The following is a 13,749-nucleotide window of genomic DNA, read 5'->3' as shown; positions in this document are numbered from 1 at the left end:
CGGCTCAGGCGTTCCCGGCTCCGTCGGAGCCCTGTCCGCCGCCTCCGTACCGACGCTCGAACTGGGCGACGCGGCCCTCGGAGTCCACGGTGCGGGCCTTGCCCGTGTAGAACGGGTGGCTCTCCGAGGAGATCTCCACGTCCACGACCGGATAGGTCTCCCCGTCGTCCCACTCGATGGTGCGCTCGCTCGTGGCGGTGGACCGGGTGAGGAAGGCGTAACCGGCGCTGCGGTCGCGGAAGACCACGGCGTGGTAGTCGGGCTGCTTGTCCTGCTGCATGGATGCTCCTTCGGGGCAGTGACCTGGGCCGGGCGCCGGTCAGCCGGACACGGAGTCCTCGTCGACGATGTGCATGGCGGCCTCCTCGGCCGAGGCCGCGGCGCCGTCGATACCGATGTCCGTCGCGATGAGCCCGCTCTCCTCATCCTCGTGCGCCCCCTCGTCCGGTGCCACCAGACGGCCCGAGCGGCGGTCGCCGACCTCGTCGTCGAGAGGCTCGCCGTCGGTGTCCTCGCAGTCACCGATGCCGTCGCCGTCCGACGCGGTGACGTCGGGCAGCTCCTCGGCGAGACGCTCGTCAAGGGTTTCGCCGGCGACGGCCTCCGACGCGGTCACACCCTGGTGTTCCACCGCCCAGGGCCGCTCGGGCGGGGACCAGCCGCGGTCCAGGGGGTCGTCGACGCCGTCGGTGGTGAGAGTGTCCTCCGCGTCGAGCAGCCCCGCGTCGTCCTGTACCTCGGATCCGTCGGGCTGGTAGACCTCGTCTCCCCAACCGTCGGCGCTGTCCACGAGTACCTCCAGGGGGTGCGGACGGGACCGGCGCCGCCGAAACCGACGACGGGCACGCGGGCCACGGGACACGGCTGTCGCCCCACGCGAACCGGGTGGTTCCCGGAGGTCCCCCGAGCGGGTGTCCACATCCAGCCTTCCATCCCCCTTCGGCACCGCGCAACGCCACAGGGGCGGACCTGCGGTGCCGCAGGGGCCGTCGACGCGGTAGGGCGCGGGTCGCAGCAGGGCTCCAGAGGCAGGCGGGGTCCCGCTCCCGCCCTGAATCAGGACGCCGGCCGCCCGGGCGGCCGACGCCAGGAGGATCGCCCCGGTCCGTGGCGCCCGGGCCGTGCACTTCCCTGCCGAGCGTCCCGTCCGTGCCGCACGCCGGTGAGGCAGGCCCACCCCGGGGAGGCCCGCTCCTCCCGACCGCGTCCTGTCGGCGCCGGCCCGCCCCCAGCCACCCCGGGGCGGGCCGGCCCCGAGCCCTGCGGACTGCCCGCGCCCGTCTCACTCACCCCCGACTGGCAAGACCCCGACTCGCCGGCCCCCGACTCACCCGTGCCAGGACCGCCACAGGGCCGCGTAGGCGCCGTCGGCGGCGACCAGCTGGTCGTGGCTGCCCAGCTCGCTGATCCGGCCGTTCTCGACGACGGCGATGACATCCGCGTCATGGGCCGTGTGGAGCCGGTGTGCGATCGCGATGACGGTGCGGCCCTCCAGGACCCGGGCCAGCGAGCGTTCCAGATGGCGCGCCGCACGAGGGTCAAGGAGCGAGGTCGCCTCGTCCAGGACCAGCGTGTGCGGGTCCGCGAGGACCAGCCGGGCGAGGGCGATCTGCTGGGCCTGCGCGGGGGTGAGCGCGAACCCGCCCGACCCCACCTCGGTGTCCAGCCCGTCGTCCAGTGCCTGGGCCCAGCCGTCGGCGTCCACCGCTCCGAGGGCCGCCCACAACCGGGCCTCGACGGAGGCGTCGACGCCGGCGGAGTCGACAGGGGCGTCCGTGGGCGTGCCCGCGGCCGGACCCTGCCGGGCGCGGGGGAGGGCCAGCAGCAGGTTGTCGCGCAGGGAACCCACGAAGACGTGGTGCTCCTGGTTGACGAGGGCCACGTGCGAGCGAACCTCCTCGGCGGGCATCCGGGACAGTTCCGCGCCGCCGAGGGTGATCCGGCCGTCCCGGGGTGCGTAGATCCCGGCGAGCAGCCGGCCCAGCGTGGACTTGCCCGCGCCGGACGGGCCGACGAGCGCCACCCGGGTCCCGGGTGGGACGGCCAGGGTGACGTCACGGAGCACGTCGACGCCGGCCCGGTAGCCGAAGTGGACCCCGTCCGCGTGGACGTCACGTCCGTCCGGTGCCACGCCGGGATCGCCTGCGGCGGGCTCGATGTCCCGGACACCGACGAGACGGGCCAGCGAGACCTGGGCGACCTGCAGCTCGTCGTACCAGCGCAGGATCAGCCCCACCGGGTCGACGAGCATCTGCGCGATGAGCGCACCCGTCGTGAGCTGGCCCACTCCGATCCAGCCGTGGAGGGCGAAGACCCCGCCGACCATCAGGACCGAGCAGAGCACCGTCACATGGGTGATGTTGACGATGGGGAAGAGCACGGACCGCAGCCAGAGCGTGTACCGCTCCCACGCCGTCCATTCCTTCACGCGGCGGTCCGAGAGGTCGATGCGACGTCTGCCCAGCCGGTGGGACTCGACCGTGCGTCCGGCGTCGACGGTCTCGGCGAGGACGGCGGCGACGGCCGCGTAGCCCGCGGCCTCCGACCGGTAGGCGGCCGGTGCCCGCTTGAAGTACCAGCGGCAGCCGACGACCAGCAGGGGGACGGCGATCAGGACCGCGGGTGCGAGCGCCGGTGCCGTGACGGTGAGTCCGCCGAGCAGCAGTGCCGCCCACACCACACCGATGGCCAGCTGCGGAACGGCCTCCCGCATGGCGTTGGCGAGCCGGTCGATGTCGGTGGTGATGCGCGACAGCAGGTCGCCCGTCCCGGCGCGTTCCAGCACGCCGGGCGGCAGTCCGACCGACCGCACGAGGAAGTCCTCGCGCAGGTCGGCCAGCATGCGCTCGCCCAGCACGGCACCGCGCAGGCGCACCTGCCGCACGAACACGGCCTGGACGACGAGCGCGACGACGAACAGGGCGGCGGTGCGCTCCAGATGGAGGTCACGCGTGTGGTCCGTCACCCGTTCGACGACCGCGCCCAGCAGATAGGGCCCGGCCATCGAGGCCACGACGGCCACGGTGTTGACGCCGACGAGCAGGAGGAACGCCGTGCGATGACGTCGGAACAGGTCGGTCACGTAGGCGCGTACGGTGGCGGGCGCGCCGACGGGCAGGGTGGTCGCCGTCGTCGGGGCGGCCGGGTCGTAGGCCGGGGGCGCCACGCCGATCATGCGGTCTCCTCGATTTCTTCCAGTACGCCGTTCAGCACGGCTTCGTCGTCGGGGGTCACAGCGCCCAGGGAGGTCCGTGAAGCCACCTTGGTGGCGGCTTCCTCCTCGGTCTCCCGCGTCACCACGGCCCGGTACAGCGGCTCGTCGCGCACCAGTTGGCGGTGCGCTCCGACCGCGGCGACCCGGCCCTCGTGGACGAGGACCACCCGGTCCGCGTGGTCGAGGAGCAGGGGCGACGAGGTGAACACGACCGTCGTCCGCCCGGCCCGCAGGGACCGCAGCCCCTCGGCGATCCGGGCCTCGGTGTGCGAGTCGACCGCGGACGTCGGTTCGTCCAGGACGAGCACCTCCGGGTCGGTGATCAGCGACCGGGCCAGCGCGAGTCGCTGGCGCTGGCCGCCCGACAGGGAGCGTCCGCGCTCGGTGATGCGTGCGTCCATCGGATCGTCGGTATCCAGCGAACCCTGGGTGAGGGCGTCCAGTACGTCACCGCACTGCGCGGCCTCCAGCGCCGAGGCGGCACTGACGAGCCCCGAGGCGGGCACGTCGAGCAGCTCCCGCAGGGAGCCGGACAGCAGCACCGGGTCCTTGTCCTGGACGAGGACGGCGGTGCGTGCGGAGTCGAGGGGCAGTTCGTCCAGCGGCACGTTCCCGAGAAGCACCGAGCCGTTGGACACGGCCCCCTCGACGCCGGCCTCGGCGGTCCGCTCGGACGGATGGCCGCCGAGGCGCTCGGCGAGCAGGCCCGCGACGTCCGGGTCGCCGCACACCACGGCGGTCAGCCGGCCGGCCGGAGCGAGCAGACCGGTCGCGGGGTCGTACAGATCACCGGACGGCGCCTGCGCCGCCCGTGAGCCGTCACTGTCCATGGCGCGGTCGAGGGCCAGGACGCGTGCGGCCCGCTTGGCGGACGGGCGCGAGAACGACCAGGCCATCGCGATCTCCTCGAAGTGCCGCAGAGGATAGGTGAGCAGCATGACGGCGCTGTACACGGTGACGAGTTCGCCGACCTCGATCCGTCCGTCGCGGGCCAGCAGCACGCCGCGCCAGACGACGGCGATCATCAGCAGACCCGGCAGCAGCACCTGGATCGCGGCGATCAGGGACCACATGCGGGCGCTGCGCACGGCGGCGTGGCGCACTTCCTGGGAGGCGCGGCGGTAGCGGTCGAGGAAGAGCTCCTCGCCGCCGATGCCGCGCAGGACCCGCAGGCCCGCGACGGTGTCGGAGGCCAGTTCGGTGGCGCGCCCCGCCTTCTCCCGCTGGACGTCGGCCCGTCCGGTGGCGCGGGGCAGGAGGGGCAGTACGGCGAGGGCGAGGACCGGCACGCCGACGGCGACGATGACGCCGAGTGCCGGCTGGTAGACGACCAGGCCGACGCAGACCAGCACCACCGTCAGGGCGGCCGCCGTGAACCGGGACACCGCCTCGACGAACCAGCCGATCTTCTCGACGTCGCCGGTCGACACGGCGACGACCTCGCCCGCCGCGACGCGCCGTGTCAACGCCGAGCCCAGCAGGGCGGTCCTGCGGGCCAGCAGTTGCTGGACGCGCGCGGCAGCGGTGATCCAGTTGGTGACCGCGGTGCGGTGCAGCATGGTCTCGCCGAGGGCGATGCAGGCGCCGCACAGCGCCATGAGCCCACCGGTCAGGGCGAGCCGGGTGCCGGAGCGGTCGATGACGGCCTGGACGGCCATCCCCACACAGAACGGCAGGGCGGAGACAGCCACGAAGTGCAGCAGGCCCCACGCCAGCGCCTTGAACTGTCCGCCCAGCTGATTCCGGCCGAGCCACCACAGGAATCGGGGACCCGAGCGGGCGTCCGGCACACCCGGGTCGGGATACGGAAGGTCTTGGATCTGCATGACGTCCCAGTGGCTCGTGTCAGGCGGGCGAGGAGGAGCCGCCGGTCTCCGGCAGCCCGCCGGTCGTGGAGAGCGGCGCACCCCGGTCGTGGAGACCGGTGGCGACCGGTCGCGGAGACCGGCAGCAAACCGTGAAAGGTTCGCGTCGTAACGTGGTGGAAGGCAAACGATTTTCCGGCCGGGAGCATGGATCCGGCCTGATCGGCCGCGACTGGCCGGGGAGCGGGAGAGGACGATTCGTCAGCTACGTGGTGCGAGGATGGACGGCATGCGAATGAACGGTGCGATGCGTACGGGGCTCGCCGCAGTGACCTGCGGGACCCTCGCCGTCGGTCTCGCGGCCTGTGGTGGCTCGGCGGACGGCGGGTCGAAGGACGTGAAGGGGAACGCGGGATCGGCCGGACAGGCGGCCCGCACCAGCGCTCCCCCCGCGGACCCGACCCGCATCCCGGACGTGGGTGACCGGCTCCAGAACAAGATCCCGTCCGACTCCGGGCAGGTTCTGGCGGTCTACGGCGAGGGCAAGGACTCGGCGACGTCCACCGCCGTGCTGTACACGAAGTCCGGCAAGAACTGGAAGAAGACCATCAGCTGGGCCGCGCACAACGGCAAGAAGGGCTGGACGACCGACCACCACGAGGACGACAAGCGCAGTCCCGTGGGTGTGTACACGCTCAGCGACGCGGGCGGGGTGCTCGACGACCCGGGCGCCCGGCTGCCGTACACGCAGTCGGAGGACTTCCAGGCACCGCACTACTGGGCGAAGTCGCACTGGCACGACTTCGACTACGTCATCGCCATCGACTACAACCGCCTCAAGGGCAATCCGCCGGACGACGGCACCCGCCCCTGGGGTGACGAGAAGGGCGGCGGCATCTGGCTGCACCTGGACCACGGCAGTGGCACCTCGGCCTGCGTGAGCCTGCCCAAGTCCGGTATGGAATACCTGCTGCGCACCCTCGACCCCGACCAGCACCCGGTCGTGGTCATGGGCGACAAGGCGGACCTCAAGGCCTGACCGCCGCGCCGCCTTCGTCGGCGGCGCGGTCACGGGTCGCACGCTCCAGTTCCAGCAGCGCGGAGCGGTAGCCGCGGCCCGTCGTGTGGTCCATCCCCACCTCGCACATGCGGTTCGCCGACAGGTGCGCGTCGAACGTGCGGGAGGCCACGAACGCCGCCTCCTCGCGGGTGGCCGACTCGGTGAGTTCCCGGTGGAGCATGCCGCGGTCGCCCGCGAAGGCGCAGCACCCGGCGTCGTCCGGTACGACCACCTCCTCGGCGCAGGCCTCGGCCACCGCACGCAGTTGTTCCTCGTCGCCCAAGTGCCGCATGGAGCAGGTCGGATGGAGCACCGCGGAGCCGACGGTGCGGCGCACGGTGAGGTGGGGGAGCAGTTCCTCCGCCGCCCACACCAGGGAGTCGACCACCGTCAGTGCGGAGTGCAACTCCCTGTTGTCGGCGGTCAGATGAGGCACGACCTCGCGCGCGATGCCGAGCGTGCAGGACGAGGCGTCCACGACGAGCGGCAGCCGCCCGCCCGCGGTCCAGCCCCAGGCGGCCTCGACGATCCGGTTGGCCATGACGGCGTTGCCCGCGTCGTACCCCTTGGAGTGCCAGATCGTCGCGCAGCACGTGCCCTTCACGTCGTCCGGGATCCAGACGGGCCGGCCGGCGCGCCCGGAGACCGCGACGACGGCCTGCGCGAGCGACACGTCTCCGGGGCTGCCGAAGATGCGGTTGACGCAGGCCGGGTAGTAGACGGCGGCGGCCCCCACCCGCGCGGTGTCCGGCAGGGACGCGGGCGCCGCCCCGGGCATCCGGGGCAGCCACTCGGGCACGAGATCCGGCCGTACGGCCCTGCGCGCCATCCGCGTCGCGGCGCCCACCCACCGGTCGCCGACCCGGTCCGCGACGGCGACGGCCAGCCGCGCCGAGGCTTCGAGCGCCCGGAAGTTCCGCGCGGCCAGCGCCGCCACGCGCTCCTCGCGCGGCGAGTGACGCGCGTGCCGGAAGTCCTTCATCAGGGCGCCCGTGTCGATGCCGACGGGACAGGCCAGTGCGCAGGTCGAGTCGCCGGCGCAGGTGTCCACGGCGTCGTACCCGTAGGCGTCCAGGAGACGGTCCTCGACCGGTGAGCCGTCGGGCTGGCGCATCATCTCCCGGCGCAGCACGATCCGTTGGCGGGGTGTGGTCGTCAGGTCCTGGCTGGGGCAGGTCGGCTCGCAGAAGCCGCACTCGATGCACGGGTCGGCGACGGCCTCGATGCGCGGGATGGTCTTCAGGCCCCGCAGGTGCGCCCGCGGATCACGGTCGAGGACGACGCGGGGCGCGAGCACCCCGTCCGGATCGATCAGTTGCTTCGTCCGCCACATCAACTCCGTCGCCACCGACCCCCATTCGAGCTCCAGGAAGGGCGCGATGTTGCGGCCGGTGGCGTGTTCGGCCTTCAGCGAGCCGTCGAAACGCTCGACGGTGAGCCGGCAGAACGCGTCCATGAACGCGGCGTACCGCTCCACGTCGTCCTCGCGGGACGCGTCGAAGGCCAGCAGGAAATGCAGGTTGCCGTGTGCGGCGTGGCCCGCGACCGCCGCGTCGAAACCGTGCCGGGTCTGGAGGTCGAGGAGTGCCTCGCAGGCCTCCGCGAGCCGCTCCGGTGGCACCGCGAAGTCCTCCGTGATCAGGGTCGTACCGGAAGGGCGCGCCCCGCCGACCGCCGTGACGAACGCCTTGCGCGCCTTCCAGTACCCGGCGACGGTCGTCCTGTCGCGGGTGAGGGAGTTCGTCACCGACGCCACCGGGGAGACCGTCGTCAGTCCCTCCAGCACCGCGCCCGCCTTCTCCTCGTACGCCTCCTGCGCGGCCTCGTCCGCGGCGCGGAACTCGACGAGCAGCGCGGTCGTCGGCCCGGGCAGGTCCGCCCAGTCGCCGGGCACGCCCTCGACGCTCACCGAGGCACGCAGCGTGTTGCCGTCCATCAGCTCGACGGCTGAGGCGCCCGCGGCGTTGAACAGGGGAACGGCCGCGGCCGCGTCGGTCAGCGAGCCGAAGAAGAACAGCCCCGCGGTGACCCGTCGCTCCAGAGGCAGGGTGTCGAGGACGACTTCCGAGATGAAGCCGAACGTGCCCTGCGAGCCGACCATCAGGCCCCGCAGGATCTCGACCGGTGTGGAGCCGTCGAGGAAGGCGTCGAGGCGGTAGCCGTTGGTGTTCTTGATCGCGTACTTGGCGCGGATGCGGGCCGTCAGGGCCGCGTCGGACTCGATCTCCGCCTTGAGACGCAGGAGCCCGGCGCACAGGTCCGGTTCGGCGTGCGCGAGCTGCTCGTCCGCATCGGGCTCGGCCGTGTCCACGACGGTGCCCGACGGCAGGACGAACGTGAGCGAGGCAAGGGTGCGGTAGGAGTTGCGATGGATCCCCGCCGTCATGCCGGAGGCGTTGTTCGCGACCACCCCGCCGACCGTGCAGGCGACCGCGCTCGCCGGATCGGGGCCGAGCACGCGGCCGTGGCGGGCGAGCGCCGCGTTGACGCGGGCGATCGTCGTACCCGGTGCGATGCGGGCCCGCGCGCCGCCGTCCAGGACCTCGACGCCGGTCCAGTGGCGGCGCACGTCGACGAGGATGTCCTCGCCCTGCGCCTGACCGTTGAGCGAGGTGCCCGCCGCACGGAACACGACCTCGCGGCCCTTGCCGTGCGCGTACGACAGGACGGCCGAGACGTCGTCGATGTCCTCGGGGACGACGACGACCCGTGGCAGGAAGCGGTAGGGACTGGCGTCGGAGGCGTAGCGCACCAGGTCGGAGATCCCGGTGAGCACCTTGTCGGCGCCGAGCAGGGCGATCAGCTCGCCGCGAAGGGGCTCGGGGGTGCCTGCGGCGCGGTCCTCGGGGACCCGGTCGGGCGCGGGCGCCCCAGGACGCGCGTCGGGGCGCAGGGCCTCGGGGCCGGGCTCCAGCAGGGGCATCGCGCACCACTCCTCACGGGCTCACCGGACGACCGGGTGAGGGCGCCCGTGACGGACTCGCGGCGCCACCGACGTCAGTGTTCCCGCCGGATCGCTCCGCCACCGCTCCGCGCCGGGCCTCCCGGCGGCGACGCCGCGGCCGAACCGTCCCGGCGTCGCACCCGTGCCCGTCGGTTCCGGCGCCCACCTCGGGCGCCGGGCCGCGTCAGCAGGGATGCTCGGCCCTCGGCACTCCGTCCACCAGTGTGTCCAGCAGTCCGCCGAGCACCTCACGCTGCTCGTCCGTCAATGGAGCCAGGATCTCCTCCGCGGCGCCGCGGCGCGCGGCACGCAGCTCCCGCAGGGCGGAGCGGCCCTCGTCCGTGACCTCGATGCGGATCACCCGCCGGTTGGTGGGATCCGGGACCCGGCGCACCTTCCCACCGGACTCCAGGGCGTCCACCAGGGTCGTCACGGCCCGCGGCACCACTTCGAGACGCTCGGCGAGATCGGCCATCCGAGGCGGTGAGCTGTAGTGCGCCAGGGTGCGCAGCAGGCGCGACTGGGCCGGTGTGATGCCCAGCTCGCGCTGCTCCAGATGGCGCTTCTGGATGCGGTGCACGCGCCGTGTGAGGCGCAGCAACTGCTCGGCGAGCAGGCCGTCGGCATCGGGGGTGGTCATGCGGGAACAATATCAGGACGCGGTTCATTGTGAGTATAGGTAACAATGAGCTAGGCTCCGTCAATCGCCGGATCCTCACGGTGCACCCGTGGTCCTCGCGTGCAGCATGGACCCGTGGTCCCGTGCTTCCCACCGTCCCGTTTCCCTAGGAGTCCATTGCCTCCCGAACACATCACCTGGAGCCCGCCACCTGCCGACAAGGAACAGCCCCGGCAGGTGCGGCGCATCCTGAGCCTCTTCCGCCCCTACCGGGGCCGCCTCGCGATCGTCGGCCTGCTGGTCGGTGCCGCGTCCCTCGTGTCCGTCGCCACGCCCTTCCTGCTGAAGGCGATCCTGGACACGGCCATCCCGCAGGGCCGCACGGGCCTGCTGAGCCTTCTCGCGCTCGGCATGATCCTCAGCGCCGTCCTGAGCGGTGTCTTCGGCGTCCTGCAGACCCTGATCTCCACGACCGTCGGCCAGCGCGTGATGCACGACCTGCGCACCGCCGTCTACGGCCGTCTCCAGCGCATGTCGCTGGCCTTCTTCACCAGGACGCGCACGGGCGAGGTCCAGTCCCGCATCGCCAACGACATCGGCGGCATGCAGGCCACCGTCACCTCCACCGCGACCTCCCTGGTCTCGAACCTCACCAGTGTGATCGCGACCATCGTCGCCATGGTCGCCCTGGACTGGCGCCTGACCGTGGTCTCGCTGCTCCTGCTCCCGGTCTTCGTCTGGATCAGCCGCCGCGTCGGCAACGAACGCAAGCGGATCACCACCCAGCGGCAGAAGCAGATGGCCGCGATGGCGGCCACCGTCACCGAGTCGCTCTCCGTCAGCGGCATCCTCCTCGGCCGCACCATGGGCCGGTCGGACTCGCTGACGAAGTCGTTCGCCGACGAGTCCGAGGGACTGGTCGACCTCGAAGTGCGGTCGAACATGGCGGGACGCTGGCGCATGTCCGTCATCGGGATCGTCATGGCCGCCATGCCCGCCTTCATCTACTGGACCGCGGGCGTCGCCCTCCAGCTCGGCGGCCCGACCATCTCGATCGGCACCCTCGTCGCCTTCGTCTCTCTCCAACAGGGCCTGTTCCGGCCGACGGTCAGCCTGCTGTCCACCGGTGTGCAGATCCAGACCTCCCTGGCGCTCTTCCAGCGCATCTTCGAGTATCTCGACCTGCCCATCGACATCACGGAGCCCGAGCGTCCGGTCCACCTCGACCAGGTCAAGGGCGAGATCCGCTTCGAGGACGTCGAGTTCCGCTACGACGACAAGGGCGCCCCGATCCTGGACGCCATCGACGTCACCGTCCCGGCCGGCGGCAGTCTCGCCGTCGTCGGACCGACCGGCTCCGGCAAGTCCACGCTCAGCTACCTGGTGCCGCGCCTGTACGACGTCACCGGCGGCCGCGTGACGCTGGACGGGGTGGACGTGCGCGACCTCGACTTCGACACCCTGGCCCGCGCGGTCGGCGTCGTCTCGCAGGAGACCTACCTCTTCCACGCCTCGGTCGCGGAGAACCTGAGGTTCGCCAAGCCCGACGCCACCGACGATGAGCTGCACGCGGCGGCGCGCGCGGCCCAGATCCACGACCACATCGCCGCACTGCCCGACGGGTACGACACGGTCGTCGGCGAACGGGGCCACCGATTCTCCGGCGGCGAGAAGCAGCGCCTCGCCATCGCCCGCACCATCCTGCGCGACCCGCCCGTGCTCGTTCTCGACGAGGCGACCAGCGCGCTGGACACCCGTACGGAGCACGCCGTGCAGGAGGCCATCGACTCCCTGTCGGCCAACCGCACCACCATAACCATCGCCCACCGGCTGTCCACGATCCGCGGTGCCGACCAGATCGTGGTCCTCGACTCCGGCCGCGCGGTCGAGCGCGGAACCCACGAGGAACTCCTGGATCAGGGCGGCCGCTACGCCGCCCTCGTGGACCGGGACGCCCAACTGGAGCCGACAAGATGACGATATGCCGGGTTTGTGTGCATTAGCGGGTTAACGTGCCCGTTATGCAGATGAACACTCCGCCACGGAGCACGATTCGACTGACGCGCCGGGGCCGGGTCGCCCTCATCGCGACCGGAGCCGTCGTGGCGGCCACCGCCGTGGCGGTGCCGCTGCTCAGCATGGGAAGTGACCAGGACGAGGCCCCCAAGGCCCTGGTCATCCCGGAGGGCTGGCGCTCCGGCCAGGTCTACGCGGCCGTCGACAAGGCCCTGCGGATGCCCGCGGGCACCACGAAGAAGTCCCTCGCCAAGGCGAACCTGAAGCTTCCCAACGACGCCGAGGGCAATCCCGAGGGCTATCTCTTCCCGGCGACGTATCCGCTCGGCAAGAAGTCGACGCCCGAGTCGCTGCTCACCTTCATGGTCGACACCGCGAACAAGAAGTTCAACGGAGCGCCGGTCGCCGCGGGCGCCCAGCGCAACGCGATGAACGTCTACCAGGCCGTCACCATCGCGAGCATCGTCCAGTCGGAGGCGGCGACCCCCGCGGACATGGGCAAGGTGGCCCGGGTCATTTTCAACCGCCTGGAACGCGGCATGCCGCTGCAGATGGACTCCACCATCAACTACGCGATGAACCGCTCCACGCTGAACACCACGCAGAAGGACACCCGGCTCAACAGCCCCTACAACTCCTACCAGCGCATGGGGCTGCCGCCCACGCCGATCGCCAACCCCGGCGAGGAGGCGATGCGCGTCGCGATCAACCCGCCCGCCGGTGACTGGCTGTACTTCGTCACGGTCAAGCCGGGCGACACCCGCTTCACGGCCAGCTACGAGGAACACCAGCGCAACGTCGCCGAGTTCAACCGGAACCAGAGCCGCAAGAGCGCCTCCCCGGCCGCCTCCGCCACCGCGTCGCCCACCCACTGAGCCGAGCGCCGAGCGCTGCGGGAACCGGCGCGCCGCACCGGGCCACGCGGCCCGGCGCACGGGACATCACACGGTGGCCGGCGCCGTCAGCCTCCTGATGTCCCGCACCGCGGCCCGCCCCGCCCGGTTGGCGCCGATCGTGCTCGCGGACGGCCCGTAGCCGACCAGATGGATGCGCGGATCGGCGACCACCCGGGTCCCCTCGACGCGGATGCCGCCGCCCGGCTCCCGCAGGCGCAGCGGAGCCAGATGGTCGATGGCGGCCCGGAAACCGGTCGCCCAGAGGATCACATCGGCCTCCACCCGCTGTCCGTCCGCCCACTCCACCCCGTCCGGGGTGATCCGGTCGAACATCGGACGCCGGTCGAGCACCCCGTCGGCCAGACCCTGCCGGATCGCGTCGTTCAGCGGCAGCCCGGTCACGGAGACCACACTGCGGGGCGGAAGCCCCTGCCGCACGCGTTCGTCCACCAGCGCGACCGCGGCCCGCCCGAACTCCTCCGTGAAGGGACCCTCCCGGAAGACCGGAGGGCGCCGCGTCACCCACGTGGTCGCGGCGGCGTACGCCGCGATCTCCATCAGATGCTGGGTGCCCGACGCGCCACCGCCCACGACGACCACATGCCGCCCGGCGAACTCCTCCGGGCCCGCGTACTGCGCCGTGTGCAACTGCCGCCCGCGGAAGGTCTCCTGGCCCGGATAGCGCGGCCAGAACGGCCGGTCCCAGGTGCCGGTGGCGTTGATCAGGGCCCGCGCGGACCACGTTCCGTCGTCCGTCTCCACGAGCAGCCAGCCGTCGGACCCCTCCCGGACCGCCGTGACGTCCACGGGTCGCCGCACCCGCAGGTCGAAGGTGCGTTCGTAGGCGTCGAAGTACTCCCCGACGACCTCCGCCGACGGGCGGTCCGGGTCGGCGTCCGTGAGCTCCATCCCGGGCAGCTCGTGCATCCCGTGCACCTTGCCGAACGTCAGCGACGGCCACCGGAACTGCCAGGCACCACCCGGGCGCGGCGCGTGGTCGAGGACGACGAAGTCGCGCTCGGGCTCGTAGCCGCTACGCCGCAGGTGGTAGGCGCTGGACAGGCCGGCCTGGCCCGCGCCGACCACGACCACATCGACCTCACGCGCGCGTACCCCTGTGTCGTTCACGCCTCTGCCAACCCGGCCGCGCTCCAGGATCTTCCCGCCGGGCGGCCAGGTGTGAGCCACCCGACGG

Annotated in this window: 10 protein-coding genes; 3 read left to right on the top strand and 7 right to left on the bottom strand. The window is 72.2% G+C overall.

Features of this window, described 5'->3' with window-relative positions; genetic code table 11:
• Window positions 1-4: 4 nt before the first annotated feature.
• From B0675_RS31415 to B0675_RS31400, 4 genes are all read right to left on the bottom strand, one after another.
• Entirely contained in the window at window positions 5-280 is a 276-nt protein-coding gene (locus tag B0675_RS31415) for a type B 50S ribosomal protein L31 (RefSeq protein ID WP_081222992.1), read from the bottom strand.
• A 39-nt stretch (window positions 281-319) separates the two neighbouring features.
• The gene (locus B0675_RS31410; RefSeq protein WP_081222991.1) at window positions 320-790 is read right to left on the bottom strand and encodes a DUF5709 domain-containing protein; all 471 of its coding nucleotides are present in this window, start codon (window positions 788-790) and stop codon (window positions 320-322) included.
• 537 nt (window positions 791-1,327) lie between these two features.
• Window positions 1,328-3,175, bottom strand: a complete 1,848-nt coding sequence (locus tag B0675_RS31405; RefSeq protein WP_081222990.1) for an ABC transporter ATP-binding protein — start codon at window positions 3,173-3,175, stop codon at window positions 1,328-1,330.
• A complete protein-coding gene (locus B0675_RS31400) occupies window positions 3,172-5,040 on the bottom strand; it encodes an ABC transporter ATP-binding protein (RefSeq protein WP_081222989.1) in 1,869 nt (622 codons plus the stop codon). The genes B0675_RS31405 and B0675_RS31400 overlap by 4 nt, the downstream gene beginning before the upstream one ends.
• A 268-nt stretch (window positions 5,041-5,308) precedes the next feature.
• Here B0675_RS31400 and B0675_RS31395 point away from each other — a divergent pair, with 268 nt between their 5' ends.
• Window positions 5,309-6,058, top strand: a complete 750-nt coding sequence (locus tag B0675_RS31395) for a L,D-transpeptidase family protein (protein WP_241540064.1) — start codon at window positions 5,309-5,311, stop codon at window positions 6,056-6,058.
• Here the strand turns inward: B0675_RS31395 and B0675_RS31390 are convergent.
• Together B0675_RS31390 and B0675_RS31385 are read right to left on the bottom strand one after the other, a co-directional pair.
• Window positions 6,048-9,002 (bottom strand): FAD-binding and (Fe-S)-binding domain-containing protein, encoded by a 2,955-nt coding sequence (locus B0675_RS31390; protein WP_081222988.1) that lies wholly within the window; start codon window positions 9,000-9,002, stop codon window positions 6,048-6,050. The two genes, B0675_RS31395 and B0675_RS31390, sit on opposite strands and share 11 nt — an antisense overlap.
• Before the next feature lie 205 nt (window positions 9,003-9,207).
• Complete coding sequence (locus tag B0675_RS31385) at window positions 9,208-9,663, bottom strand: MarR family transcriptional regulator (protein WP_081222987.1); 456 nt, start codon at window positions 9,661-9,663, stop codon at window positions 9,208-9,210.
• A 156-nt stretch (window positions 9,664-9,819) separates the two neighbouring features.
• Between B0675_RS31385 and B0675_RS31380 the strand changes: the two genes are divergently transcribed.
• Both B0675_RS31380 and mltG read left to right on the top strand, forming a co-directional pair.
• A complete protein-coding gene (locus B0675_RS31380) occupies window positions 9,820-11,619 on the top strand; it encodes an ABC transporter ATP-binding protein (protein WP_081222986.1) in 1,800 nt (599 codons plus the stop codon).
• 44 nt (window positions 11,620-11,663) lie between these two features.
• Complete coding sequence (gene mltG / locus B0675_RS31375) at window positions 11,664-12,533, top strand: endolytic transglycosylase MltG (protein WP_081222985.1); 870 nt, start codon at window positions 11,664-11,666, stop codon at window positions 12,531-12,533.
• A gap of 66 nt (window positions 12,534-12,599) precedes the next feature.
• On the opposite strand, the gene B0675_RS31370 is transcribed toward mltG, so the two are convergent.
• Complete coding sequence (locus B0675_RS31370) at window positions 12,600-13,682, bottom strand: NAD(P)-binding domain-containing protein (protein WP_081222984.1); 1,083 nt, start codon at window positions 13,680-13,682, stop codon at window positions 12,600-12,602.
• Window positions 13,683-13,749 lie beyond the last annotated feature (67 nt).

It is taken from the genome of Streptomyces sp. M41(2017), assembly GCF_002078175.1.
Lineage (GTDB): Bacteria > Actinomycetota > Actinomycetes > Streptomycetales > Streptomycetaceae > Streptomyces.
This window is presented reverse-complemented; position numbering and strand designations above follow the sequence as displayed.

Bases quoted from the DNA above. Each gene is read 5' to 3' on its own strand.
- B0675_RS31415 (WP_081222992.1), bottom strand. From the start codon at position 280: ATGCAGCAGGACAAGCAGCCCGACTACCACGCCGTGGTCTTCCGCGAC.
- B0675_RS31405 (WP_081222990.1), bottom strand. From the start codon at position 3,175: ATGATCGGCGTGGCGCCCCCGGCCTACGACCCGGCCGCCCCGACGACG.
- B0675_RS31400 (WP_081222989.1), bottom strand. From the start codon at position 5,040: ATGCAGATCCAAGACCTTCCGTATCCCGACCCGGGTGTGCCGGACGCC.
- B0675_RS31395 (WP_241540064.1), top strand. From the start codon at position 5,309: ATGCGAATGAACGGTGCGATGCGTACGGGGCTCGCCGCAGTGACCTGC.
- B0675_RS31390 (WP_081222988.1), bottom strand. From the start codon at position 9,002: ATGCCCCTGCTGGAGCCCGGCCCCGAGGCCCTGCGCCCCGACGCGCGT.
- B0675_RS31385 (WP_081222987.1), bottom strand. From the start codon at position 9,663: ATGACCACCCCCGATGCCGACGGCCTGCTCGCCGAGCAGTTGCTGCGC.
- mltG (WP_081222985.1), top strand. From the start codon at position 11,664: ATGCAGATGAACACTCCGCCACGGAGCACGATTCGACTGACGCGCCGG.